The sequence below is a fragment of the Shewanella sp. 1CM18E genome, assembly GCF_023161665.1.
Classification (GTDB): domain Bacteria; phylum Pseudomonadota; class Gammaproteobacteria; order Enterobacterales; family Shewanellaceae; genus Shewanella.
In genome coordinates, this window is record NZ_JALNTW010000015.1 from 1 (window position 1) to 22,095 (window position 22,095).

Consider the following 22,095-nt stretch of genomic DNA (forward strand, 5'->3'; position numbering starts at 1 on the left):
GTTAACGCACGGTAGGAAAGCTCCCTTTTAGGGAGTTATATCAAAGCCACCTTCTTCAGAAGGTGGATCTTTTACTTGTAAGGGTGAAAAACCTGACTTTTAGGCGCTATTTAGTCCTCTATTGTGTTACATAGTGGCGACCACTAATTCTTTCGATGATTTGAGTGGCATTTAAGTCATGGATCACGTTGATTACTGTTGCAGGGGCATCGGTAACCGCGCCAATAATCACTAGAATAGGGATGACCTCTAGCGGTAAGCCTAAGGTGGTGACGATAAAGATCTCACCAAGAAAAGCGCCGCCGGGAACGCCGCCAATCACAAAGGCTGATAACACTGAAATCAATACCGTTAGCGTAAACACATCGGCAGTAAAATCTAAGCCCAAAATCGAATAGATAAACACAATCTTAAGCGCAGTCGTCATGGCGGCGCCTCCCTTATTAAGATTGACCAGCAAGGGGAGGCTAATATCGGCGATATCTTCACGTAGCCCCATTTTATTTGCGGCGCGAATATTGACCGGTAACGATGCTAATGAAGAACTGGTGCCTAAAGCGGTTGCTGAAGGTTCTACCGCGTTACGCCAAAACTGCTTAACGCCATTTATGCCGCCACCAAGCCAAGCATAAACAGTGCTGCCTAAAGTGTAATAGATGAATGCAGCGATAAGGAACAAGCCAATAGCGCGGGCAAAGGTACTTAATAATTCAGGATCTTGGCTCGCCATGGTTGAGGCAAAGTAAGCACCGAGACCAACTGGTGCGGCGACCATCAAAATCGACACGATTTTCATAATAACAGTATTCAAACTGTCGAGCATGGCTGAGACTTTTTCGCCGTCTTTACCTGATTGACCGATAGCGATACCGCTGATCACCGACATAATTATCAGCGCCAGAATATTAGATTTCGATAACAGGCCAACAAAGTCATTGGTGGTCAGTAAGCTCACAAAATCCATCTCACCAGAGCCAGTGCTGACTTGTTGCTGTAGGTCTAATGTCACGCCTTGGGCGGGGTCGTAAATTGATGCTAAGCCAATAATGCCGAGTGTAGGGATAATGGCCATGACTATTGAGACTGCAAAAATGGTGATAAGTATTGCACCTAGGCGTTTTAAATCTGTCATACGGGCAATGGACGAGGTTACGCTGATAGCCACTAATGGCACGATAATCATAAACAACAGGTTTAAAAATATCTGGCCTAATGGTTTTAGCTTTAGCGCAAAATCAGGGACTAAAATGCCAATTATTCCGCCTAGCATTAATGCTGAAAGTAAAATGATTGAGCTACGATAAGGCGCGAGTTTGTGCCACATGATTATGATTCCCTGAATGATGCCTGATGGTATTCAAGGCATGGGTTAAGCCATTTTTCTGCATGAATTAGGCCTGCTATGGCAGGCCTAATTCATGCGCATTTAAATGCAATGACAGTTAACGGCCGCGCCTTCCTTCACGCATTGCGCCATGCTGGCGGGCATTTCGGGCTCGGTTTAGGCCTTCACGATCAAAATTATGTTGCCGATTGATACTGTTACTGCGGTTTATTTGATTGTTGGGCCTTGTCACTTGAGGAGTAGACAGGGATTTGGGCTGGGATATTTCACGATTATTGATCCCAGTTTCAATTTTCTGCCGTGTTTCAGGTGCAGGTGTCCAGCTTCCTTTATCACGGCTTTGCCACTTGCCGTCTAAATCTCTAGCCACGTTGCCATTTTTATCAGCAAAAACATTGTTAGTGCGCGCCTTGTTATGATTGGCAGGTTTAAACTTATTATTTATCTTTGCCGGATCAGCATTGCGATTACGGGTTTCAGGGCGGTTATAAAGATTGTTTTTACCGACTCGATTACCAGTCAATTTATTGCCTGAAATACCAGTGTTTCTAGCCAGCTTATTAGAGATATTGGTGCGGTTGCCTATGCTGACACTGTTGCCAATATTGATATCACCTGTGTTGATCACCACAGGTCTGCGATAACCACCACCATAGTAGCCGCCACAGCAACGACCCGGATAATAATGATTGCCCCAACCGGCGCTCCAGCCTATGCCAGCGCTAAAGAATCCGTTACTCCAGCTAACGCCTACGTTCCAACCCGTCCAAGGGTTGTAGCCTACGTGTAAGCCCCAAGTTGGTGGGCGTGGATAGTAGTAGCGGCCCCAATAAGGTGGGTAATACCAACCAGTGCCGTATACAGGCACGCCAAAGTACGGATACGACCACATGTAACCTGGCGTATAACCCACATAAACGACTTCTGGAGTTGAGTCATAAATCTCAACATAGGTGGTGTTGTACACTGGCGAGCTGGGCGGGATTTTGGCGATTTCATCATTTGGAATATTGTCAGCGACTTGCCACGGGCCTTTAGCGTTAGAAGCGCTAAACCAAACACCATTATCAACGGCATAATATTGGTTGTTTATCTTTAATACTTGGGTGTTGGTATTTACTGCATAGGCGACTTTGGTGCCGGGGATAGCGTCAAACTTGGGCTCGCCATCATATTCTACGCTGAGTTTAGCTGCATCACGTTTAATCGCTGCAGTTTGCGGAATTTGTGCATCGAGTACTGCTTGGTCTGCTTCAGTGGTTCCTGCAACAGATACTCTGAGGCCGCCGATATCGGATTCGGGGGGGATTTCACTAAAACTTGTGGGTAATTTGTCTGGGCGAACAAAGCTCCACGGGCCAGCCTCTTTTTTAGATTTGAACCAACGGCCAGAAAGCAGTAGATACATATCTCCGCTGTATGTTTCGCGGATCCAAGCGGTTTCGGTATTGCTAACATACAGTAGTTTACCTTCAATTAAGCTTTGCCATTGTGGCTTGCCGTCAGTAGAGACTAGCTCTGTTGGCTTATCGACGGCGATGACAGCAGGAGCATCAGCGCTTTTAGCTGGTGTTTGGCTTGCTTCTGGCTGCATTTTTACGAGATCGGCTGGTGGATATTCGGTGACTTGCCATGGCCCTAAGGGATTATCGGCCGTATACCAATAAGTGCCATTGCTGAGATAGAGCTTTTGGGTTTGCTTGTTACGTGCCACGGCAAAAGGGGTATTGAGTGCGCGCTCATAGGGACTATTTTCAATATCTCTAAATTGCGGTGTGCCATCAAAGGTAAGCAGAACTGCTAGCTGCTGGCGAAATAGAATATCAGGTGCATCGCTTTTGATTTCCGCCAGACTTTGTTTTTCTTGTTCGGCGTTAGCCAGGCTTGCTGATAAACGCTCCATAGAGATCTCGAACTGACTATTCTCTAGCTCTTTTTCAACCACTTCGGTAAATCGTTGCTCATCGCTGGGCTGTGAGTCTGGCCAGCGTACTTGAGTGACCTCAACATTACGCACGGTTGCAACATCGTTGCTGGTATCGATGCGAGCGCTGAACCAAAAGGCCCCAAAAATAGGCTCGTCGCGGTCGATAAGCTCCAGCGACATTGCCGCGCGGCCCTGCAAGATATTGCCTTTTAACGATTCTGGTTGCGGCTGATACACCACAATCGTGCCCTCTTTGGCTGTGACATCTTGCGGCCATTCAATGGCGATTGCGGGCAAGCTGATTAGTGTTAATAGCAAGGTTACCCAAATAATCGCTTTGGCATAAATCGCTGTGAGTGTTGGCATAGTCGTTCCCTCGAAAGCAGTTGTATAAAGCATAGCTGCTTGATTTTGTGGGCGCTATTTTAGTTGTCTGGTTTTTAAACAACAAAAAAGCCCTAAACATAGCTGCTTAGGGCTTTAAGGCTAACCAAGTGCTTGGTTAGCGGCTCAACTCAAAGGATTACAAGCTGTAGTAAAGCTCGAATTCCACTGGGTGAGTTGTTTGGTTGATGCGCTCAACGTCTGCAGACTTAAGGGCGATGTAAGAATCGATAAAGTCGTTAGTGAATACGTCGCCACGAGTTAAGAACTCACGGTCAGCATCTAGGCACTCAAGTGCGTTTTCTAGTGAAGTTGCAACTGTTGGGATTTCAGCTGCTTCTTCAGCTGGAAGATCATATAGATCTTTATCCATTGCTTCACCTGGGTGGATCTTGTTTTGAATACCGTCAAGGCCCGCCATTAGCATTGCTGAGAACGCTAAGTATGGGTTAGCAACTGGGTCACCAAAACGAACTTCGATACGACGTGCTTTTGCACTTGGTACCACTGGGATACGGATAGAAGCAGAGCGGTTAGCTGCTGAGTAAGCTAGCATTACTGGCGCTTCAAAGTGTGGCACAAGACGCTTGTAAGAGTTAGTTGATGGGTTAGCAAATGCGTTGATTGCACGCGCATGCTTAATCACACCACCAATGTAGAATAGAGCTGTTTCGCTTAATCCGCCGTACTTGTCACCAGCAAATAGGTTAACGCCGTCTTTAGCTAGAGACTGATGCACGTGCATACCGCTACCATTGTCACCAACGATTGGTTTAGGCATAAATGTCGCAGTCTTGTTGTAAGCGTGAGCAACGTTATGAACAACATACTTAAGTACCTGAACTTCGTCAGCCTTAAGGGTTAGTGTGTTGAAACGTGTTGCGATTTCGTTTTGACCAGCTGTTGCTACTTCATGGTGATGCGCTTCAACAACTTGCCCCATCTCTTCTAGTACTAAACACATAGCACTACGGATGTCTTGTGAAGAATCAACTGGTGCTACTGGGAAGTAACCACCTTTAACGCCTGGACGGTGACCTTTGTTGCCATCTTCGTAGCTAGTGCCTGAGTTCCAAGCCGCTTCTTCAGCGTCAACTTTGTAGAAACAACCTGACATGTCAGCGCTGAACTTAACATCGTCAAATAGGAAGAACTCTGGCTCTGGACCAATTAGTACGGTGTCAGCGATACCTGTTGAGCGTAGGTAATCTTCAGCTTTCTTTGCAATAGAGCGTGGGTCACGGTTGTAACCTGTCATTGTGCCTGGGTTTAGAATGTCACAACGAATGTTAGCTGTGGTTTCAGCAGTGAAAGGGTCAAGTACGAAGCTGTCTGGATCTGGCATCAATACCATGTCTGATTCGTTAATGCCTTTCCAACCTTGGATTGAAGAACCATCGAACATTTTACCGTCTTCGAAGAAGTCAGCGTCAACTTGGTGAGTAGGAATTGAAACGTGTTGCTCTTTACCTATGGTATCGGTAAAACGCAAATCAACAAATTTAACTTCTAGTTCTTTTAGTTGTTGTAAAACTGATTCTGCAGACATTCTCAAATCTCCGAGTAGGGTAAAGGGTTGTCCCTTTGTTTTATCTTTAAATATTTAGCGCTTAACGCGAATCTGATATTCATATAGCGAGAGTCGTGCCAAACTTGTAACTTACTGAATAATAGCAGTTTGATGTTTTGTGGCTGCAATCGAGTAAAATATTTTGCACTATTTTGGTGCGTGGTGTGGATCTTTGTGGTGCGCCAATAAAGAGCCTAATGGTGCACGCGCCATAACAGTGCAGTTATTGATAAAGCGCAATTTTAGCCAGCTACATTTCTCTAAACTGCAGCGAGTACAATAACTAACAGATAGTGATTTTTATAGGGTGTAAATCAAGGAAATAGCATCTGTATTTAAATAAGTGTTATTGGCAATAAAGACAGTGTCGATTTAGCTAAAATTTAGCGTCTGATCTATAGGGAAATAGTCTGGATTTTGCTTAAAACTAGCTAAAAATGGAATTTAGCCAAGGGAGTGATAGTAATAGTGTCACACAGTGAAAGTATAAAAAAGTGTATAAAAAGCGGGCGTTAGAGCGAAAAAAATCAATGCGAAAGAGTTATTTTTAACGATTGGTTAAAAATAATCCTGTGAGATAGCGCCGAGCTAGAGTAGAATGTCACGCTTTTTATTGCAACTACTATACTAGATTGGTTTTAGTTGTTGTCAGTAACCCCCCTATATTTTATACCGATGGTAAGAGGTTTAGCCGTGTTAGAGAATTTACGTAACATCGCCATTATTGCACACGTTGACCATGGTAAGACTACCTTGGTTGATAAGATGCTGGCGCAGTCAGGAACCCTTGAGTCTCGAGGAGAAGCCACTGAGCGGGTGATGGATTCAAATGATCTTGAAAAGGAACGTGGTATCACGATTCTGGCCAAGAACACTGCCATCAAGTGGAACGATTACCGTATCAACATCGTTGACACCCCTGGCCACGCCGATTTCGGTGGTGAGGTTGAGCGTGTTCTATCTATGGTTGACTCAGTATTGCTACTAGTTGACGCAGTTGATGGTCCAATGCCACAAACTCGCTTCGTAACTAAGAAAGCTTTCGCTCAAGGCCTAAAGCCAATCGTTGTTATTAACAAGATTGACCGTCCAGGCGCGCGTCCAGATTGGGTTATTGACCAAGTATTTGACTTGTTCGACAACCTAGGCGCTACCGATGAGCAACTAGATTTCCCAATCGTTTATGCTTCTGCACTAAACGGTTTTGCTTCATTAGATCCAGACGAAGTTAGCGAAGATATGACTCCGCTATTCGAAACGATCGTTGAAAAAGTTTCTTCACCAGATGCTGATGCTGAAGGTGATTTCCAGATGCAGATTTCGCAGCTGGACTACAACTCATACGTTGGTGTTATTGGTGTTGGTCGTGTTAAGCGCGGTAGCGTTAAGACAAACCAGCAAGTAACTATCATCGATGCTGAAGGTAACAAGCGTAACGGTAAAGTAGGCCAAGTATTAGGTTACATGGGTCTAGAGCGTCACGAAGTTACTGAAGCTAACGCTGGTGACATCGTAGCTATTACTGGTCTTGGTCAGCTAAAGATTTCTGACACAGTTTGTGCAACTTCTACTGTTGAAGCGCTACCTCCATTGTCTGTTGATGAACCAACACTAACAATGACTTTCCAGGTAAACACTTCTCCATTCGCTGGTAAAGAAGGTAAGTACGTAACTTCACGTAACATCCTTGAGCGTCTAGAGCAGGAACTAGTACACAACGTAGCACTTCGCGTTGAAGAAACTGACAGCCCAGATCGTTTCCGCGTATCAGGCCGTGGTGAACTTCACCTATCTATCTTGATCGAAAACATGCGTCGTGAAGGTTACGAGCTAGCTGTTTCTCGTCCAGAAGTTATCATGAAAGAGATCGATGGCGAGATGTGTGAGCCGTTCGAAACTCTAACTGTTGACGTTCAAGAAGAACATCAAGGTGCAGTAATTGAGAAGCTTGGTACTCGTAAGGGTGACATGAAGGACATGCAGTTAGACGGTAAGGGTCGTGTACGTATCGACTTCGTTATCCCTAGCCGTGGTCTAATCGGTTTCCAAACTGAATTCATGACAGCGACTTCTGGTACTGGTCTAATTTACCATTCATTTGACCATTACGGTCCAGTGAAAGGCGGCGACATTGGTCAACGTGCACGTGGTGTATTGATCTCTAACGCAACGGGTAAGGCACTAACATTCGCACTATTCGGTCTGCAAGAGCGTGGTCGTCTGTTTATTACTCACGCTGCAGAAGTATACGAAGGTCAAGTAGTTGGTCTTCACGCACGTGCTAACGACCTTACAGTTAACTGTTTGAAAGGTAAGCAGCTAACTAACATGCGTGCATCTGGTACTGACGAAGCTCAAGTACTAACTCCGCATATCGAAATGACTCTAGAACAAGCTCTTGAGTTCATCGATGATGACGAATTAGTAGAAGTAACTCCGCTGAGCATTCGTGTTCGTAAGCGTTACTTGACTGAAAACGAGCGTAAGCGTCATAACCGTAAGTAATGACTGCGCTTAGCTTCAACCTGTAATCAGGTTAAGTATTTAAAAGCCCTTAACATGCAAATGTTGGGGGCTTTTTTGTGGCCTTAAAAAGCAGGAACTGATTAAAAATCCTATGCAATAGCTCACAGCTTGATTAAGTATGAGATTACTAATTTAGCCTAGTTGCTATAATCGTAAAGAGTCGCATTTAGCGGCATAAAGCACCCTCAATTAACATCGCTAATTAAAATTAAAGGTTATGATCATGAAGCGGATTTTATCCATTCAATCCCATGTGGTATTTGGCTGTGCCGGTAATAGCAGCGCAGTATTCCCTATGCGTCGTCTAGGAATGGAAGTTTGGCCAATTAATACTGTGCAGTTCTCAAACCATACGCAGTATGCACAAGGCTGGGCTGGAATGATCATGCCTGCGGGTCAAATCACTGAGTTGGTGCAAGGCTTAGATAATATCGGTGAGTTGCAACACTGCGATGCACTATTAAGTGGCTACTTAGGTAGTGCAGAGCAAGGCGCTGAAATTGCCGCAGCAGTGCAAAAAATGAAAGCGCTTAATCCGAATGCGATCTACTTTTGTGACCCTGTTATGGGCCATCCTGAAAAGGGCTGTATTGTGTCACCGGGTGTGCAAGAGTTTTTAAAGACTCAAGCTCTAGCGGTAGCAGACATTATTGCGCCAAATCTTTTAGAGTTAGAAACCCTAACAGACACTGAGCTACATAACCTAGATGAAGTGATTCAGGCTTGCCAAAGCTTACTCGCTAAAGGCTTAAAAATGGTTGTGGTTAAGCATCTTGCAAAAGCGGCTACCAATAAAGAGCAATTTGAAATGCTGTTAGTAATTGAAGGTGGTAGCTATTTAATCTCGCGTCCATTATACGAATTTGAAAAGCAGCCTGTGGGTGTGGGCGACTTAATCAGTGGCTTGATGTTAGCGAATCTGCAAGCAGGTTGTGAGCCTGTCGACGCCTTTGAGCGCACTAATGCGTCAGTTGATGCAGTATTGCTAGAAACTTTTAAGCAAGGCGCTTACGAGCTACAGCTTATTCGTGCTCAAGATGCGATTGCAACGCCTGTGATTAAAGAACGCGCTAAGCCAGTTGCTGCTATCTAAGTTAAGCTAAGTAGAGCAAAGTTTACTTAGCTTTAGATTGGTAACTGCATAGAAATTCTAACGCCAGCCGTTTTCATATGAATACGGTTGGCGTTTTATTTAGTGGCCAATTTTATCTAAGTGTTGAATCAAGTACATTCTTGCCTCTACAGGCGTTTCGCTGTGCCAGAAGCCTCCTAAGTAAGCGACCAGTGGCAATAAGAACATGATTGTTAGTAGCATAATGGTGAGCCCGCGAGCAGATAGCTTCCAGCCATTGCGAGTACTAAATTGCAGCGCTTCATTTTTAGGGCAGGCTGAGATACAGCGCATACATGCCTGACATTCATCTGAGCGGATATTGATCTGCTTATGCACTGAGATGCTGGCCGGGCAGGCGCGGGTGCATTTATCACAGCTCATTCCTTTAGCATCAATTAAGCAGTGCTGAGTATTACGGCGGATCTTAAACGGACTTAAAAAACTGAGTATCCCCAGTAGCGCACCATAAGGGCAGATGTAACGGCAAAAGCCTTGTCTACGCCATGCTGCTAAGCCAAGAATGATACTAAAGCAGATGATAGTCACGAGCCCAGGAGTTACGAAAAACAGCGCCATTTTTAGATCGGCAATCTTATGGTAGTTACTGTTTAAATAACCTGGAATGCTCATGGTTGGCATACCGATAATAATATAGAGCAATGCCAGCAGTAGCAGATACTTGAGCATACGCAGCGGCCAGTCTATCCACGCTGGTGGCAGTAATTCTTGCTTGATAAAGCGTCTGCGAAGTTTATAGAGGTACTCACCAGCAAGCCCAAGCGGGCAGGCCCAACCGCAAAATGCCCGCTTGCACAGTAAACCTGTCAGTAGCACGACTGTCAGCATCACAGCTGCCGCAGGATGGTTTTTATCCCATATGCCTAAGTTAATGATTGCCTTTAACTCAATGCCGCCTGCAATAGGTAAAAACGCATCACCGACATCGGGACGCATTAACCAAGGAGTGATCCCCGACTTTAGTAAGGCGGTGTTGACCGCAAACTGCACACCAACGATAAGCATCGACAAAGCAAGTAAGTGCTGTACGCCTTCACGCATATTGTTGGCTCGGCTCTCACCTTGGATCAGTTCAGGTTTGAACTTAGCTGCTAAGCCTGCGCCGATTGCTGCAATAGCTAATGCGACAATGAGTGGCCAATAGAGGCTCGATATTATGGCCGCAGAGACCGAGCCTGCCGAGACAAATGCTCCCCACTTTTTGCCGCTCCAATAGATCAGGCTTACGCTGTATGTCAGCGCGAGAACGAGAGTTAACGATTCAATAAAGCTCATAACAGTATCTGTTGGTAGTCGATTGATACTATTGTGAAACCTTTTCTAAGCAGAAGTTCTTAAATGCTGTTGAGGCTGTGCAGGAGATCAGAAAATTGACATTGTGATGGGTAAAATAGGGCGCTAGTTCACAAGTTTGGTTCCTAGGTGAAATGACCTAGGAACCACACTTTAGTAAGGACTTATTTGCCCTCTAATGAAGCAATAAACTTATTTGATTCATCAATAGATTTGTTCATCTCTTTAATCAGACCAGAGATATCCGTTTGTAAGCTAGCAAACTCACCTTTAATCGCGCCAATTGCTTGAGCATTAAGGTTATGCTTTAGATACAGCATATTGTCTTTCATTGCTGTTAGCACAGGCTCCATTTTACTTTCGGCGCGGCGCATGCTTTTAACTAGCTGAGTGTATGAACGACGAGTCTCTTTGAGTTTTGACTCACTGTTGCGACGTAGGCTTGCTTTGCTAATTTCACCAATTTCAGTTTGCCACTCGTCAAATAGTGCCTCGGCAACATCCTCAACTTTATCAATGCGATTAGTGACATCGTCAGCAGCATCTTGGGCTGACTCGTACTCATCTTTGGCTTTGTTGTAAGCGCTTTCAAGATCACCGCCGTCATGATTGAGCAGCGCCTGCATCTCTTCGAGCGCAGAGCTAAATTGCTCTTGGGCATCTTCTTGTGACTCTTTGGCGTCTTCAACGCGATCAACCATGATGTCGCGCTTGTGATAACCCACTTTTTCCATTGCACCGTAATAGGCACTTTGACAGCCGCCAAGTAGTAAGCTGGTGCCTAATACTGCGGTGGTGATCAATTTCTTCATCTTCTTTTATCCCTGAAAATTAGTGAGTTACTATGAGCGATACTTAGCGGCGTCGATAATGCTCCATAGGTGGGCAATACCGCCAATAATTGCTGGAACGATTAGCCACCAGAGTGCGTAACCAACCACAGCAATAATACAGAAAATGAGTGCGGCTAGAATACGCCCTTGAACTAATTGTCCAAGGCCTGGAAAGAAAAAGCTCGCAATAGCAGCAATAACATTGCCGGCAGATCCTTGTTGTGACATCAATTCAATCCTTATGCTTGTAAAGAGAAGGTTATAAGCTTTATTGTACCAAGATAGGCATTTATAAGACTAACTTTAACAGAATCAAGAGTAACAAGTGAAAAATAACATGGTGATAAATCAGCTTCGTTCTTTTTTGTTGAGCATTTGGGCATTTGCCTTACATCTACTCAGCCGCTTTAAAGAGGATCAAGTCAATATAAAGGCCGGGCATTTGGCATACGTGACCTTGTTGTCTTTGGTGCCTATTGTTGCCGTGATGTTTTCTATGCTGTCAGCTTTTCCGGTATTTTCTGGTATTCGCGAAAAGCTAGAAGCTTTTGTATATGACAACTTTCTACCTGCTGCAGGCGATACGGTACAGATTTACATTAATGAGTTTGTCGCTAATGCCTCCAAGGGCACCAGCGTAGGTATCGCTGCATTAATGGTGGTTGCATTAATGCTGATCTCGGCAATTGATAAAGCGCTCAATAGCATATGGCGCACTAAAGAAAAGCGCCAAGCCGCAGTGTCTTTTTCTATGTACTGGATGGTGTTAACCCTAGGGCCAGTATTAGTCGGTGCAAGCTTAGTGGCGACTTCATATCTTGTGTCGTTAAAGCTATTTAGTGATAGCGAGCTGTCAGGCGTAGTGCCGCTATTGATTGAACGTCTGCCAATGCTGTTTTCTGTGGCTGCTTTCTTACTGCTTTACATGGTTGTGCCAATTAAAAAGGTTAAGTTTTTACACGCCTTGCTTGGCGCTTTAGTGGCTGCAATGCTGTTTGAATTAGGCAAAAAAGGCTTTGCCTTTTATGTGACGCAGTTTCCGAGCTATGAAGCTATTTATGGCGCATTAGCCACTATCCCAATTTTATTTGTTTGGGTTTATGTGTCTTGGGTGATTGTATTAGTTGGCGCAGAAATTACTGCGGGCTTGCCAGAGTATTTGCATGAGTGTCAGTTAATGCGCGATAAACGCTTAGCCGCTGATGACGCCAATATTGATGTAGACGCAGTCACAGGAGCTGCTGAAAAATCTGAATCTGCCGCCGACCCCAAAGCAGAAGTAATAGAGCAAGCAGAAGCTGAAATAGAGGATGCACGTAAAGCAGAAACAAGCGAGGGTGCCAAAGGCTAGTGCCAGTTCATCAACGCAAAGCGATTCGCCGTACTTGGCTGAGTGTCGGGCAGGGACATCAAGTTTATGTCGCGCAATACGGTAACCCTGAGGGCATACCAATATTGTACTTACATGGTGGCCCAGGTGCGGGCTGCGCCGTTGAAGATTTAGCGTTATTTGATCTATCTGTCTATCAGGTTATTTTGTTAGATCAGCGTGGTGCTGGTAGATCGCGCCCACGTGGTGAGTTGCAACATAATACATTGCAGCATTTGCTAGGTGATATTGAGACGGTAAGAAATTGGCTCAATATTTCTCGTTGGATGCTTGCTGGAGGTTCATTTGGTGCAACGCTCGCCCTTATCTATGCAGCTTATTATCCTAGCCGAGTGATATCGCAAGTGCTGTGGGGCTTGTTTATTCCAAGTCCACAGGGCATTGCAGCCCTTTATGGCACTGCAGGTGCAGCGAGTGTTTTTAAAAAAGAGTACCAACAATTTGTTGCACGCTCTAAGCCTCAAGTTAGCTTAGCGGAATTGTTTGCAGATTATCGCACTGGGCTAACGCATCATAGCGAAGATGTAAGGCGAGATTTTACTATGCGTTGGCAAACCTGGGAGATGACGCTTGCCTACCCTAGCCAGATGCTGAATCGAGGAAATGTCCAGTTCAGTCAGTCTTTAGCAAGCATTGAGCTTTATTATGTAGCTAACAATTACTTTGGTGCATTTGAAAAGCTATCTCAGAAATTACCATTAATTCAATGCCAAACCTACATACTACAAGGTGAGTTTGATTGGGTTTGCCCTGCCGATGAGTTGCATCGTTTTTTACAAGGGCGGCAAAATCAGTTGCTAACAATGACTGAGATTAAAGGTGGGTATCATGCTTTAGCCGATGCTAAGATGGCAAAAGCAGTAATAAACGCCATACGGGAAATGGCCAAACAATAAACAAGGAAACATAGATTCTATGAAAAAACTTATTCTTGCTGGCTTAATAATGAGTCTAGGTGCTTGTGCTTCAACTGATAAAACTGAAACGACTGAAGCAGCTACGTTGGCACCCGATAGTGTTGATTTAGGTGGATTATCTAATGAAGATGCCACAAGTAAATTATTAGAGGCCCTTTTAAGTAAAAGCTATTTAGCCTCAAGGGCTGGCCCTAATGGCGTCGCGGTTAACTTTGATAACAATCAGTTTATCCTCCAGCCTAGTATCAATCCTGACGGTATAGATCGCATTATGATGAATCGTTTTTATGCGATTCACCCAAAGTATGTTGGCAGCAAAGAGATGTTGTTTATGATTGGCACGCTTAATCAAAAGCTGAACTTTGCCAAGTTTGTTATTCGTGACAATGGCGCGGTGATCCAAGTGCAAGGTGCTGCAACCTTTGTTGATACCATTACCATGGAAGAGCTACGCCGCTTTATTTTGTGGACAGACGAAGGTCTACGCCAAGTGGGGAAATCGTTACCTGAAGGCGCTGAAGATGTGATCAAGCCTATTCCTGTAATGCAGAATATTCAGTCTATTTAGTTTACTATTAGGCAAAAGCAGCGATAAAAAGCGAAGCGTTTAGCTTCGCTTTTTTTCATCTTTGCATGACATATTTTATCGGAGATAAGAGTACGTGATTGGCTTAATTCAGCGTGTGAGTGAGGCAAAGGTTGTTGTTGATGGCGAGACTATCGGCGAGATCGGCAAAGGCCTGTTAGTCCTGCTTGGTGTAGAGCAGGGTGATGATATCGAAAAAATGCAGAAGCTAGCGACTAAGGTGATGAGCTATCGAGTCTTTTCCGATGAGAATGGCAAGATGAACCTTAACCTTGAGCAAGCGGGTGGTAGTTTATTGGTGGTATCGCAATTTACTCTTGCAGCGGATACTAGCCGCGGTTTACGCCCAAGTTTTTCTGGTGCAGGTACACCAGATCAAGCGCGAGAATTGTATAACGCATTTGTCGATTTTTGTAAGTCAAAAGGCGTGAATACCCAAACAGGGCAGTTTGCTGCAGATATGAAAGTCTCTTTATTAAATGACGGCCCAGTAACCTTTAATCTACAGGTGTAGTGCGGGTTAATACCGTTGGTAGCGACATTAAAGCTGGTCACCAGTAAAAGGAAGTGAGCATGGCAGCATTGAATCAGCAAGACTTACTCGAGCAACTGCAACAGACATGGCATCAAACCATACCTGTTAGTGAGTTTATGCAGATCACGCCCTTGGCATTTGATGGTACGGAATTTAGCGTAACAGCGCCGCTTGCTCCTAACATCAATCTGCACCAGACCATGTTTGCCGGTAGCATCTATACGCTGATGACCTTAACTGGTTGGGGGATGCTTTGGCTACAGCAACAACTGGCAGACGTAGATGGTGACATAGTATTGGCCGATGCCAACGTGCGTTATCTTGCGCCTATTGATAGCAAGCCTGTAGCTAAGGTTTGCTGGCCGGAAACAGAGTTGGCTAAGCTAGCTCAAGGTCGTCGAGTGAAAGTAGGTTTAGAAGTAGAGCTTTATTGCCAAGATAAACTTTGTGCGAGCTTTTCTGGCTTGTATGTGAGTACGATAAATTCACATAGTTGAATGAAATGTTTACTTATCTGACTGACAATTCCGCTCTTAGACTTGTCTGTAGCGCTAGTCTAAAAATATAAGTGATATGATGGTTTATATATTTAGCACTAACAATAGTCGTTATTGATAGTGCTAAATAAAGCTTGTACTGTTTTAATTTAGCTACCCTTCTTTAGCATCTACTTTATTTAGTTATTTTTATATTTTATCTAGTAAGTATTATCTACAGCCCATTTAGCTGTATATATCAGGCCTGTATCGCAAAGTTGTTATGCGTGGTTTTGATTTAGTTAACAGTAAATTAGTCGTGAGGTGTGTAAGGTTAACGTCTTGTGATAATTGCTCGTTATTAAGCCTAAACTTTGGTGGTAATTTGATGGTAGATAAAATAGCTAAAGTTCCGATTATTGAATTTAGAGCACCACCTAGTCACAAAGAAGGCTTAGAGGTTTTAGACTTAGGCAATTTTTATAAGAAGTTGCCTCGCTGTAGCTTTGATCCAGGCAAACCACATCGAATAACATACTATTGCTTTATTTACATCACTGAAGGTGAAGGGCGTCATTTCATTGATTTTAAATATCACTCTTTTAAGAAAGGGAGTTTTATTTTTATCAATAAAAATCAGGTGCATGCATTTGATATTTCGAGTCAGGCAAAAGGGAAAATGATCAATGTGACTGATGAGTTTTTCGATATGATTTTGACTAATGTTCGATTGCCATTTTTTGCGCCTACTTACTTTTTAAATTCGTATACACCAGTGTTCGACTTATCGCCAGCACTGGCAGCTACTTGCAGTTCTCTCTTATATGAAATTGAAAAAACACAATTAAGGAAAAGTTGTGAGCCACTGTTTCCTCAACTAATTTTTTCATCTTTATTGGTGGCGCTTGGTGAGGAGCGTAAAAATAATATGGAACACTTAAGTGAAGCTCAAGTTGCCCGGTTTAATCATTTTCTTATATTGATTACTCAAGAATATAGGCAAACTCGACATGCCCAAGACTATGCTAACATGCTGGGGGTTACATATAAGTCTTTGAATCAATTGTGTAAGATTGCTTGTGATAAAACAGCTAAACAATTAATTGATAGCTACATTATTCTTGAGATTAAACGGCGTTTGGTGATAGATAGCTTGCAGGTTCAAGAGGTTGCATATCAACTTGGTTTTGATGACGTTACCTACTTTATGAGGTTTTTTAAACGGCATACAAAATTGACACCGTCGAAATTTAAAGCGTGTAGCTATTCTTAATGGTGCGCATTTAATTTTTTAGAAAAATACTAATCAACCTATCACTTATTTAACACTAAGCTGAATTTAAAGTAGATCTCATTATTGATAAAAGTGTGAATCTGTATTTGCAGTCAAGTTCACACTTTGTGTATCAGGTTCGAAAATGACCACTTTTAAATCCAATAAATCCATATTTATCCCTCCTTGCTTTGTTCTATTTTGGTTTCGTTAAATTCTAATTACTTAGTTGTTTTTTTAATAAGTTGAAAATTTGTGAATTAACGGCTTTGACAATAATTAGGTTTAACCGCGACACGCATGTTGTAGAAGATTTTGAACAGAGGAACAGCTTGATGCATCGGAATATGCTTACTGTTTGTTTCTTAAGTGCTTAAGCATGTGTAAGTCGAATAAGAAAAAACCAAATTATAATACTCCTAAAGGGGAAATGATGATGGATATTTTTGACATAAACCTTCCGTGCAAAAAGTTATTGCTTGCTAGCATGGTTTCTTTACTAGTTGCGTGTGGCAGTGATAATGATGAGTCTGTTCCGCCACCTAACGCAAATACTCCTCCGATTGCGAATCCTACAGAGGGAGCAACGACTCTAGGTAAAAGCGTTTTAATTGATGCGCTTGCAAATGACACTGATGCTGATGGTGATTCATTAGTTATCACTGAAGTGACAATTAAAGAGGGAACGGGTCAAGCGACAATTAGTGATAACCAAGTGCTATTTGAGCCCGTAGAAATAGGCACAACGATAATCGAGTATGCTATCGAAGATGGCAATGGCGGATCTGCTCAGTCAATTATCACCGTTATCGTGTCTGAAAATAAATTAGTTTATGTTGGGTCCAACACGTGTATTTCCTGTCATACCGATAAACAAAGTTTCTTTGAAACTGGGCATAATTTTAAGTTTACTAAAATTGAAAATGGTGAGGAGCCTATTTATCCCTTCACATCAATCTCTGGAATTTTAGACTTTATCGAGGGGGTTGATAACACTTTAGGTAAGCCAACGGGATGGGGAGATATCAGTTATGTGATTGGTGGCTATAAGAGTAGTGCCATGTTTGTTGATATGAATGGCTACATCTTTAGTGGGGATAAAGTTGGCGGAGCAGTCGTACCTAAAGGCCATCAAGTAACAGCCGAAATGATGTATGCGTATGCTCCTAATGATGCCCCTGATGCACACCCTTATGATTACTGTGGACGATGCCATACAACAGGTTGGAAAGATTACACTGAAGCGACCGGTGATTATCGTAACTTGAACAGGCAAGATGATATGCCAGGTATGGGCGGTACTTTCGCGTTAACTGGTGTGCAATGTGAGAGCTGTCATGGTGCAGGTGGTGAGCATATCCAACAACCGTCTGGGCAAAATATTGTTAAGCGCGCGACACCTCGTACTACTGCAGATTTTCTTCGTGACGATATGGGGTACGGCAAAGCTATAGCTTGTAGTGAATGCCATACTGTTGATGATTCTATAAAACGCTATCCTGACTATATTTCGCCTCAAAATGCAGTATTTGGTGGTGATACACAAGGAGGTCGTATTGATAAGAATGGCGGTGGCCTTAATGGCCGAGGCGGCAGACATGCAGCAACTACTATGATTGGTACTGATCCTGATTCAGGAGAAGCTATGGGCAAGAAGAAAGACTTTACTTGTTCAACTTGTCATAACCCGCATAAATCGGAACATTATCAAGATAAGCCAGGCCATGAGCAGGCGATTGTTAGAGAATGTACTGCTTGTCATGATAAGACTTTTAATCTTGGCAATGGAGGTGGTTTAGCGCATGTCTCGATTGAATGTATCGACTGTCATATGCCAAGTGAGTCGCACATGTTCAAAATTGATATTTCACGAGCATCAGACGATCCAAGTAATTTCTCTTTAGATGGTCAATATAATAAGCCTTGGTTACGGGCATCGGATAGCTGCAAGACCTGCCATGAGCAAGACTATGATCAAAGAGCGGCAGAGATCGGCAATATTCACTAATTTTAAGCACAAATGATAGGTGCTGATTATAAGTACTGATTATAAGTACTAGTCTAACGCCAAGGTTGCACTGCTTCCTTGGCGTTATTATTTAAGATACTGATTGGTATTAGCCCCTTAGAAAGGAGGGGGTTATTTCCATTTCTTGAAGATCAGCGAAGTATTAATGCCGCCAAAGGCGAAGTTATTACTCATCACGTAATCAGTTTCAAGCAGCCGAATATCATCTTTAATATAATCAAGCTCGCCACATTCGGAGTCAATTTCGCTCAGGTTCAGCGTTGGGGCAAACCAGCCTTCATTCATCATTTCTATGCTGACCCATGCCTCTAAAGCGCCGCAAGCACCTAAGGTGTGGCCAGTGTAGCTTTTCAATGAAGAGATAACTTGCTTGGCACCAAATACCGCATGAGTTGCATGAGTTTCTGCTATGTCACCGCGGTCGGTTGCTGTGCCGTGGGCATTCACATAACCAATTTTATCAGCATCTATGGCTGCATCTTTTAGGGCTAAACGAATCGCAGTTTCCATGGTTTCGCTGTTTGGCTGTGTCACATGCAGACCATCTGCATTAGTGCCAAAGCCAACGATTTCAGCATAGATTGTTGCGCCGCGAGCTTGAGCGTGTTCAAGCTCCTCAAGCACTAGTGTGCAAGCACCTTCACCTATTACGAGTCCGTCACGGTCTTTATCAAATGGGCGCGGCGTTTCACTCGGAGTCTCGTTTTTGGTGCTGGTGGCAAACAGGGTATCGAAAACTACAGCTTCGGTTGGGCAAAGCTCTTCGCCACCGCCAGCAAGCATCAAATCCTGTTGACCATATTTAATGGCTTCATAAGCATAGCCAATACCTTGGCTGCCCGAAGTACAAGCGCTGCTGGTGGTGTGTACGCGACCTTTAAGGCCAAAGAATACGCCAACATTAACTGCCGTTGTGTGCGCCATCATGCGGATATAGCTAGTGGCGGTTACGCCAGACATATCGCCGTCTTTGAGCATATCGCCAAAGGCGACAATCGGGTCGGTACTGCCAGTGGATGAGCCGTAAGCTATGCCCATTGCACCTGAAGTTACAACAGGATCATCAAGTAAATTTGCATCCATTAGTGCAAGCTCACTGGCACGTGTCGCCATAATTGATACTCGGCCCATGGAGCGAATTTTCTTACGCTTGTAGTGACTTGGAACCTCAAAGTCAGTCACTGGGGCTGCTAAACGAGTATGTAAGTCAGCAAATCTATCCCACTCATCCATGCGTACAACGCAGTTTTTCTTGGCTTTTAAATTGGCAGCAATAGTTGGCCAGTCATGGCCGAGGGCTGAAATGCCGCCAATACCAGTGATCACTACGCGGCGAGGGAAAGACGCCTGACTCATACCATGCCTCCGTTAACTGAGATCACTTGGCGAGTGATATAAGCTGCATCGTCAGACATTAAATAATTAGCCAAGCCAGCAATTTCAGCGGGCTTACCCATGCGACGCATAGGTACTAAGGTGTTGACCATATCTTTAGGTATATCGCTAACCATATCAGTTTCAATTAGCCCAGGAGCGATGCAGTTAACAGTGATCTTGCGTTTTGCCAGCTCTAAAGACAGCGCTTTAGTTGCGCCTATGATGCCAGCTTTTGAAGCGCTGTAGTTAACTTGTCCGCGGTTACCAGCAATGCCAGATACTGACGCAAGCGTAATAATACGGCCGCCTTGGCGAGACTGCACCATAGGCATTACCGTTGGGTGGATAACATTATAAAAGCCATCAAGATTGGTGTGTACTACGCTATCCCACTCAGTTTCTGTCATCGCTGGGAAAGCTGTGTCAGCATTAATACCTGCGTTTAATACCACGCCATAGTAAGCGCCATGTTGCTCGATATCTTGTTCGATGGCTTGTTTTACGGCAGCTCTATCGGCGATATCAAACTGTAAGCAGGTAACGTTAACCCCGAGTTGCTCTAGCTCTGCTCGAGTTGCGTTTGCAGCATCTTGGTTGCTATGAAAGTGCATGGCAATGTCATGGCCAGATGCGGCAAGCTTTAAAGCAATAGCCTTACCTATGCCGCGGCTTGAACCAGTAATTAATACTCTTTTAGTCATCTTGTTGCTCCCCGCGTAGTCGTTGGCTGCGGTTGTTATATTGGCCGGACTACGGTCGATATCTATATATTCAAATTATTGGTTTGCGCCAGCAATATAGGCTTGTGTGTCTTGCGGTTGAAACACGTTGACATTAGCTTCTGCAACAACGTCCTGATTATGCAGAATCTGGCAGTCAAATACCGCTAAGCCGCTGTCTTCTTGATATAAGCGTGTCACGCGAGTTTTATAACTTTGGCCTAAATCAAATTGTGAGATATGCATTTTAAGCTTGCGACTGCCGAGCAAAAAACCTACCCGAATAATGTCGTTACGCATGTGTGCTTCGACACCAGCTAATGCGGCAATACTTTGTGCCATATATTCAATGCCAACGTAATTAGGCACGCCATTTAGCTTGCTGTCGAAATAGGGGCTGCTGGCATTAATATCAGTTTGAGTAAGCAAGGTATCGGACTCATGGGCTAACAACTTACTGATTAAAATCATCGGATCGCGATGAGGGATAAAGTTAGCTACATCTTGCTCTGCAAGCTTTGTGGCATCAAACATCTTAAGCTCTCTCTTTTGAGTCACAATGGGCGGTTAACCGACTAAAGATCACGCTGGCATTACTGCCACCAAAGGCAAATGAATTGCTCATCACATGGTGAATTGCAGCCTGCATATTGGCGCTAACTAAGGGTAAGTCAGGATCATTCGGATCCGCTTGCTCGTCCCATACTTGTGGCGGCAAATATTGCGGCATATTGTAATCACTCAGTAGCAGATAGCAAAATGCTGCTTCAACGGCGCCCGCCGCGCCCAATGTGTGCCCGGTTAAAGGTTTGGTTGAGCTACAAGCGGGTAAGCTTGATTGAAAGACTTGTTGTACTGCACGACTTTCCATGGCGTCATTTTTTGGTGTCGCAGTGCCGTGCAAGTTTAGGTAATCAATTTGCTCTGGACGCAGTTTGGCCATGGCTAATGCCGCTTGCATGGCGGCTACAGCGCCTTGGCCCTCTGGGTGCGGAGCGGAAATATGATGGGCGTCGCTAGACTCGCCAATACCACTTAAAATGATATAGCTTGTTGGCTGTTGGGCTGGCTTATCTAGATTAACTTTCTCTAGTGTAAACAGTGCGCCACCTTCGCCAATATTAATACCGTCGCGATTAACGCTAAATGGTTGGCAGTGACCACTAGAAATCGATTCCAGAGAATAAAAGCCATTGAGAGTAAGCTTACATAGGGTATCAATGCCGCCAACAATGACCATGTCGCATACGCCTGCATCAATTAAGCGCTGACCACTGGCAAACACCTTAGCGCTAGATGAACATGCGGTTGATACGGTATAGCAAGGGCCATTTAAGCCAAAATAGGCTTGCAGAAATTGACTGGTATCGCCGAGTTCTTGCTTGGCGTAATCGTAATCTAGCGGGAACTGACCTTCAGTTTGTAACTGTGCCAGCGCACTTTCGCCAGTGGCGATCCCTGAGGTACTAGTGCCAAGAATAATACCAATGCGATGACTACCATATTGCGCTTTAGCGGCAATCACGGCTGACTCGATTTGTTTGGCTATTAACAAGGTTAATTGGTTATTGCGGGTATCAAAGCGTTTAAGCTCGCTCGCTATACTTGGCAATTTAGTATCGATTTGCCCTACAAGTACAGAGCGCTCAAATAGCAGGTCATCGCGCCATTTCATGCCGTCGATATTGCCTGCGATAAGGTTGTCGCGCACGGTTTGCGGTGTTTGCCCTAATGGGGTGCATAAACCAAGATGGGTTATTGCGATAGCTGTTGCTGGGTTCAC

Annotated in this window: 18 protein-coding genes and 1 pseudogene; 9 read left to right on the top strand and 10 right to left on the bottom strand. The window is 44.1% G+C overall.

Annotation, left to right across the window (positions count from 1 at the left end; all coding sequences use genetic code 11):
• Positions 1 to 118: 118 nt before the first annotated feature.
• The 3 genes from MSG37_RS16705 to glnA form a co-directional block, all read right to left on the bottom strand.
• Positions 119 to 1,324: a dicarboxylate/amino acid:cation symporter gene (locus MSG37_RS16705; protein WP_248471793.1), complete on the bottom strand. Its 1,206-nt coding sequence runs from the start codon at positions 1,322 to 1,324 to the stop codon at positions 119 to 121.
• 118 nt (positions 1,325 to 1,442) lie between these two features.
• Entirely contained in the window at positions 1,443 to 3,638 is a 2,196-nt protein-coding gene (locus tag MSG37_RS16710) for a carbohydrate-binding family V/XII (protein ID WP_248471794.1), read from the bottom strand.
• A 157-nt stretch (positions 3,639 to 3,795) separates the two neighbouring features.
• Complete coding sequence (gene glnA, locus MSG37_RS16715; RefSeq protein ID WP_248471795.1) at positions 3,796 to 5,205, bottom strand: glutamate--ammonia ligase; 1,410 nt, start codon at positions 5,203 to 5,205, stop codon at positions 3,796 to 3,798.
• Between the two features lie 714 nt (positions 5,206 to 5,919).
• Between glnA and typA the strand changes: the two genes are divergently transcribed.
• Positions 5,920 to 7,731 (top strand): translational GTPase TypA, encoded by a 1,812-nt coding sequence (typA, locus tag MSG37_RS16720; protein ID WP_248471796.1) that lies wholly within the window; start codon positions 5,920 to 5,922, stop codon positions 7,729 to 7,731.
• Positions 7,732 to 7,975: 244 nt separating this feature from the next.
• A complete protein-coding gene (gene pdxY, locus MSG37_RS16725; RefSeq protein WP_248471797.1) occupies positions 7,976 to 8,845 on the top strand; it encodes a pyridoxal kinase PdxY in 870 nt (289 codons plus the stop codon).
• 99 nt (positions 8,846 to 8,944) lie between these two features.
• Here the strand turns inward: pdxY and MSG37_RS16730 are convergent, their stop codons facing one another.
• The 3 genes from MSG37_RS16730 to MSG37_RS16740 all read right to left on the bottom strand — a co-directional run bounded on the left by MSG37_RS16730 (position 8,945) and on the right by MSG37_RS16740 (position 11,238).
• A complete protein-coding gene (locus MSG37_RS16730) occupies positions 8,945 to 10,159 on the bottom strand; it encodes a 4Fe-4S binding protein (protein WP_248471798.1) in 1,215 nt (404 codons plus the stop codon).
• A gap of 182 nt (positions 10,160 to 10,341) precedes the next feature.
• Positions 10,342 to 10,989 (bottom strand): DUF2959 domain-containing protein, encoded by a 648-nt coding sequence (locus MSG37_RS16735; protein WP_248471799.1) that lies wholly within the window; start codon positions 10,987 to 10,989, stop codon positions 10,342 to 10,344.
• 30 nt (positions 10,990 to 11,019) lie between these two features.
• The gene (locus tag MSG37_RS16740; protein WP_248471800.1) at positions 11,020 to 11,238 is read right to left on the bottom strand and encodes a hypothetical protein; all 219 of its coding nucleotides are present in this window, start codon (positions 11,236 to 11,238) and stop codon (positions 11,020 to 11,022) included.
• 97 nt (positions 11,239 to 11,335) lie between these two features.
• Between MSG37_RS16740 and MSG37_RS16745 the strand changes: the two are divergent.
• From MSG37_RS16745 to MSG37_RS16775, 7 genes and pseudogenes are all read left to right on the top strand, one after another.
• Positions 11,336 to 12,196: pseudogene (locus MSG37_RS16745) on the top strand (virulence factor BrkB family protein); the annotation flags it as partial.
• 164 nt (positions 12,197 to 12,360) lie between these two features.
• Positions 12,361 to 13,296 carry an alpha/beta fold hydrolase gene (locus MSG37_RS16750; protein WP_248471802.1) on the top strand — a complete coding sequence of 312 codons (936 nt, stop codon included), beginning with the start codon at positions 12,361 to 12,363 and terminating at the stop codon, positions 13,294 to 13,296.
• 19 nt (positions 13,297 to 13,315) lie between these two features.
• On the top strand, positions 13,316 to 13,885 hold the full coding sequence (locus MSG37_RS16755; RefSeq protein WP_248471803.1) for a hypothetical protein: 570 nt from the start codon (positions 13,316 to 13,318) through the stop codon (positions 13,883 to 13,885).
• A gap of 94 nt (positions 13,886 to 13,979) precedes the next feature.
• Positions 13,980 to 14,417, top strand: coding sequence for a D-aminoacyl-tRNA deacylase (dtd, locus tag MSG37_RS16760; RefSeq protein WP_220780483.1), 438 nt, complete (start codon positions 13,980 to 13,982; stop codon positions 14,415 to 14,417).
• Positions 14,418 to 14,476: 59 nt separating this feature from the next.
• Complete coding sequence (locus MSG37_RS16765) at positions 14,477 to 14,935, top strand: thioesterase domain-containing protein (protein ID WP_248471804.1); 459 nt, start codon at positions 14,477 to 14,479, stop codon at positions 14,933 to 14,935.
• Positions 14,936 to 15,302: 367 nt separating this feature from the next.
• Positions 15,303 to 16,187 carry a helix-turn-helix transcriptional regulator gene (locus tag MSG37_RS16770; protein WP_248471805.1) on the top strand — a complete coding sequence of 295 codons (885 nt, stop codon included), beginning with the start codon at positions 15,303 to 15,305 and terminating at the stop codon, positions 16,185 to 16,187.
• A gap of 433 nt (positions 16,188 to 16,620) precedes the next feature.
• Positions 16,621 to 18,195 (top strand): cadherin-like domain-containing protein, encoded by a 1,575-nt coding sequence (locus MSG37_RS16775; protein WP_248471806.1) that lies wholly within the window; start codon positions 16,621 to 16,623, stop codon positions 18,193 to 18,195.
• 132 nt (positions 18,196 to 18,327) lie between these two features.
• On the opposite strand, the gene MSG37_RS16780 is transcribed toward MSG37_RS16775, so the two are convergent.
• The 4 genes from MSG37_RS16780 to MSG37_RS16795 all read right to left on the bottom strand — a co-directional run bounded on the left by MSG37_RS16780 (position 18,328) and on the right by MSG37_RS16795 (position 22,095).
• The gene (locus tag MSG37_RS16780) at positions 18,328 to 19,572 is read right to left on the bottom strand and encodes a beta-ketoacyl-ACP synthase (RefSeq protein WP_248471807.1); all 1,245 of its coding nucleotides are present in this window, start codon (positions 19,570 to 19,572) and stop codon (positions 18,328 to 18,330) included.
• On the bottom strand, positions 19,569 to 20,294 hold the full coding sequence (locus MSG37_RS16785; protein ID WP_248471808.1) for a 3-ketoacyl-ACP reductase FabG2: 726 nt from the start codon (positions 20,292 to 20,294) through the stop codon (positions 19,569 to 19,571). Before MSG37_RS16785 ends, MSG37_RS16780 begins: the two co-directional genes overlap by 4 nt.
• 75 nt (positions 20,295 to 20,369) lie before the next feature.
• Positions 20,370 to 20,846 (bottom strand): hotdog family protein, encoded by a 477-nt coding sequence (locus MSG37_RS16790; RefSeq protein ID WP_248471809.1) that lies wholly within the window; start codon positions 20,844 to 20,846, stop codon positions 20,370 to 20,372.
• Between the two features lies 1 nt (position 20,847).
• Positions 20,848 to 22,095, bottom strand: coding sequence for a beta-ketoacyl-[acyl-carrier-protein] synthase family protein (locus MSG37_RS16795; protein WP_248471810.1), 1,248 nt, complete (start codon positions 22,093 to 22,095; stop codon positions 20,848 to 20,850).

Coding starts and splice junctions, on each gene's coding strand:
- MSG37_RS16755 (WP_248471803.1), top strand. CDS start 13,316: ATGAAAAAACTTATTCTTGCTGGCTTAATAATGAGTCTAGGTGCTTGT.
- MSG37_RS16785 (WP_248471808.1), bottom strand. CDS start 20,294: ATGACTAAAAGAGTATTAATTACTGGTTCAAGCCGCGGCATAGGTAAG.
- pdxY (WP_248471797.1), top strand. CDS start 7,976: ATGAAGCGGATTTTATCCATTCAATCCCATGTGGTATTTGGCTGTGCC.
- glnA (WP_248471795.1), bottom strand. CDS start 5,205: ATGTCTGCAGAATCAGTTTTACAACAACTAAAAGAACTAGAAGTTAAA.
- MSG37_RS16770 (WP_248471805.1), top strand. CDS start 15,303: ATGGTAGATAAAATAGCTAAAGTTCCGATTATTGAATTTAGAGCACCA.
- MSG37_RS16730 (WP_248471798.1), bottom strand. CDS start 10,159: ATGAGCTTTATTGAATCGTTAACTCTCGTTCTCGCGCTGACATACAGC.
- MSG37_RS16780 (WP_248471807.1), bottom strand. CDS start 19,572: ATGAGTCAGGCGTCTTTCCCTCGCCGCGTAGTGATCACTGGTATTGGC.
- MSG37_RS16790 (WP_248471809.1), bottom strand. CDS start 20,846: ATGTTTGATGCCACAAAGCTTGCAGAGCAAGATGTAGCTAACTTTATC.
- MSG37_RS16740 (WP_248471800.1), bottom strand. CDS start 11,238: ATGTCACAACAAGGATCTGCCGGCAATGTTATTGCTGCTATTGCGAGC.
- MSG37_RS16765 (WP_248471804.1), top strand. CDS start 14,477: ATGGCAGCATTGAATCAGCAAGACTTACTCGAGCAACTGCAACAGACA.
- MSG37_RS16735 (WP_248471799.1), bottom strand. CDS start 10,989: ATGAAGAAATTGATCACCACCGCAGTATTAGGCACCAGCTTACTACTT.
- MSG37_RS16775 (WP_248471806.1), top strand. CDS start 16,621: ATGATGGATATTTTTGACATAAACCTTCCGTGCAAAAAGTTATTGCTT.
- MSG37_RS16710 (WP_248471794.1), bottom strand. CDS start 3,638: ATGCCAACACTCACAGCGATTTATGCCAAAGCGATTATTTGGGTAACC.
- MSG37_RS16705 (WP_248471793.1), bottom strand. CDS start 1,324: ATGTGGCACAAACTCGCGCCTTATCGTAGCTCAATCATTTTACTTTCA.